This window comes from Microcystis sp. M53602_WE12 (assembly GCF_030065455.1).
GTDB classification, from domain to species: domain Bacteria; phylum Cyanobacteriota; class Cyanobacteriia; order Cyanobacteriales; family Microcystaceae; genus Microcystis; species Microcystis aeruginosa.
In genome coordinates this window covers 1-2,848 of record NZ_JASJFB010000523.1, presented here as the reverse complement: position 1 = coordinate 2,848, position 2,848 = coordinate 1, and the positions used below count along the sequence as shown (strand labels likewise).

At 45.3% G+C, this 2,848-nt stretch carries 4 protein-coding genes and 1 pseudogene; 3 read left to right on the top strand and 2 right to left on the bottom strand.

Going from position 1 to position 2,848, the window contains the following annotated elements; all coding sequences use genetic code 11:
* Window positions 1-291: hypothetical protein (locus PX482_RS17060; protein WP_288122740.1), on the bottom strand; the 291-nt coding region annotated here is incomplete at its 3' end.
* Window positions 292-341: 50 nt separating this feature from the next.
* Window positions 342-545, bottom strand: a complete 204-nt coding sequence (locus PX482_RS17055) for a hypothetical protein (protein WP_196219853.1) — start codon at window positions 543-545, stop codon at window positions 342-344.
* 299 nt (window positions 546-844) lie between these two features.
* Between PX482_RS17055 and PX482_RS17050 the strand changes: the two genes are divergently transcribed.
* The 3 genes and pseudogenes from PX482_RS17050 to PX482_RS17040 all read left to right on the top strand — a co-directional run.
* On the top strand, window positions 845-1,678 hold the full coding sequence (locus PX482_RS17050) for a photosystem II manganese-stabilizing polypeptide (protein ID WP_002761031.1): 834 nt from the start codon (window positions 845-847) through the stop codon (window positions 1,676-1,678).
* Between the two features lie 118 nt (window positions 1,679-1,796).
* Window positions 1,797-2,156: a hypothetical protein gene (locus PX482_RS17045; RefSeq protein ID WP_052276459.1), complete on the top strand. Its 360-nt coding sequence runs from the start codon at window positions 1,797-1,799 to the stop codon at window positions 2,154-2,156.
* A pseudogene (locus tag PX482_RS17040) lies at window positions 2,135-2,792 on the top strand (IS4 family transposase); the annotation flags it as partial. The gene PX482_RS17045 and the pseudogene PX482_RS17040, both read left to right, overlap by 22 nt.
* Between the last annotated feature and the right edge of the window lie 56 nt (window positions 2,793-2,848).

The following is a 2,848-nucleotide window of genomic DNA, read 5'->3' as shown; positions in this document are numbered from 1 at the left end:
GGCTAATAATTTTTCCATTAACATTTGTAACTTCATCCGTTCTATATAGGGCCATCCCCCGGTTTCCTCGATATCCCGGAGTAATCCGTATAAGTCCTTACGGGTATTGGGTAAAGATGGCTCGAACATCTGCTCGCGAATTTGCCGATGTAAATTTTCTAAAGTTCGCAGCAACATTAACAAACCGTTACAATCTCCCTGCTGTTCTTGGGCGATCGCTGTCACCGTCGTTACAAGGGAATCTAGTTGGCTATCTAATTGGCTGTTATCTCCCGGCAATCGGCTATTCATGTTCCTATTTGAAAACAGTCACACCAATCATATCAGTCATCAGCTATCAGTTACTTAGAGCCTCCTGACTTGAAAGAGGGTGTGAGGAAGTGGGGAAGTGGGGTGTAGGGTGTGGGGTGTAGGGTGTGGGGTGTGGGGTGTGGGGAAGTGGGGAAGTGGGGAAGTGGGGAAGTGGGGAAGTGGGGTGTAGGGTGTGGGGTGTGGGGTGTGGGGAAGGAAACCTCTTTCATCTGTGGTGGTGAAAATTTTTTCATCGGGACTGACTCCTAAGCTAAGACGTATTTAAACTGCTTATTCTTCGATTAGCCGAATCTCCTCCAATCTCTTTACTGTTGCCTCTTGCCGGCTGCCTCCCGTCTCCTGACTCCTATCTCCTGACTCCTATCTCCTGACTCCTATCCCCTGCCTGCCGTCCCCTGTCTCCCATCTTCTCAATGGTCACTGATCTTTGATAAACTGAGTTTCGGTGAATTGGCGCAACCGATTCGATAATTCATCAGGCTATGGATCAAGGGTAGTAATTGTAAAGATTGACAAAGAGAGGTTGACATAGATGAGATTTCGTGCCTTGTTAGTTGCCTTTTTAGCCTTGTGCTTAGGGGTGTTGACAGCTTGTAGCGACGCGCCTAGTGCCGTCCTGAATAGAAACGAGCTAACCTATGATGAAATTTTAAACACTGGATTAGCTAACAAATGTCCGCAGATTTCCGAGTTTACCCGGGGTACTCTCCCCTTAGAAAGCGGCGAAAGTTATGTGGTGACAGATTTATGTTTGGAACCCCAAGAATATTTTGTCAAGGGTGAACCCATTAATAAGCGGGAAGCAGCCACCTTTATCCCGGGTAAACTCTTAACCAGAGATACCACCAGTTTAGAACAGATGACAGCGACCTTAACCGTAGGTGAAGACGGTGTTTTAACCCTCAAGGAAGAAGACGGTATCGATTTCCAACCCATTACCGTACAATTACCCGGAGGTGAAAGAGTTCCCCTCTTCTTTACCATTAAAGGTTTCACTGGCAAAACCGAAGCCGGATTTAACTCGATTAACAGTTCCACGGATTTTGAAGGCGAATTTAAAGTTCCCTCCTATCGTGGCGCTGGTTTCTTAGATCCCAAAGGTCGGGGTGTGGTGACGGGTTATGATAATGCTGTCGCTTTACCCGCTAGTGCTGATAGTCAAGATTTCCAGCGTGCTAACGTCAAAGCGACGGAACTGGGTAAAGGTACTATGTCTTTACAGGTGACTAAAGTTGATGCTTCTACTGGCGAGTTTGCTGGTGTTTTTGAAAGTGAACAGCCTTCCGACACCGATTTAGGGGCAAAAGATGCTGAAGAAGTGAAAATTCGCGGCATTTTCTACGGTCGTCTCGAAGCTCGTGCCTAATTAATAAATTCAGAATTTCTGGAAATTAAGGCGAATTTCTCCCTAGAGAAGTTCGCTTTTTTTCGGCTCTCTTGGGGTTAAAATAAAGATTGACCTCGCCATGGAGGAAGAGTTGCTCATGCCCAAGAAGACGAACAAGAAAACGGAAGCCAAAAGTTACAACCATGGCGAGGAACATCCCCAGCGCCCCGATATTGGCACGGAACCCCACTTCAAGAAGAAAAAACCCCCTGTCACCTATTGTTATGATTCCTCCTTGTCCCCGGAGTTAAACTGGGATGAAAACCCCGCACGAGAAGAAGCTGAGGCCTTAATTGAGCAAATTCTCGCAGCCGAAGATTTAGAAACCGCCAAAATAGCAGCGCGTAAACTCAAGGCAATCGGTGAACCGTTTTTAAATTGGACAGGAAAGGCCGAAAGATTATCTTTTGAAGTGCCGACTTTACCCCTGTTTGTCCATATCACGAGGCTAGACTAGCTAAACTAACAGTTAGATTTGCCAGTTTTGAAATACAAGTACCTAAGCATCACTCGAAAGCGAAGCCTAGTCAATCTGTCAAATTACAGGTAATTTTAGCTGAAGAAGAAAATCCTCATACCGGGGTTAATCCTATCAGTTGGCTCCTCTTAACTAGCCTAGACATTAGTAGCTTTGAATCGGCGATAACCTGTGTGCGCTGGTACAGTTATCGCTGGTTGATAGAACGCTATCATTTTGTTTTAAAAAGTGGTTGTGGATTAGAAAAACGGCAATTAGAAACGGGTCGGAGAATTGAGATGGCCTTAGCTACCTATTCAATTTTAGCTTGGAGATTACTCTGGTTAACTTATCAAGCACGCTTACACGGAGAGGAGAGTTGTGAAAGTTTTTTGGAAGAACATGAATGGCAATCTTTGTGTGCCACTATTCATAAAAAGGGTCCGCCACCTGAAAAGCCGCCCTCCTTGGCCAGAAGCGGTCAGAATGATTGCTTCTCTTGGGGGGTTTTTAGGTAGAAAAGGCGACGGTGAACCTGGTGTTAAAACTATTTGGTTGGGACTGCGAAGGTTACATGATATCAGCGAGACTTGGAAACTATCTCATCAAATTAGTCCCCCCATAGAACCCCCTTGAGCCATCTTGCAGACTTTTCTCTTTTTGTCAAATTTTATGTTAAGAAAGATGTGACT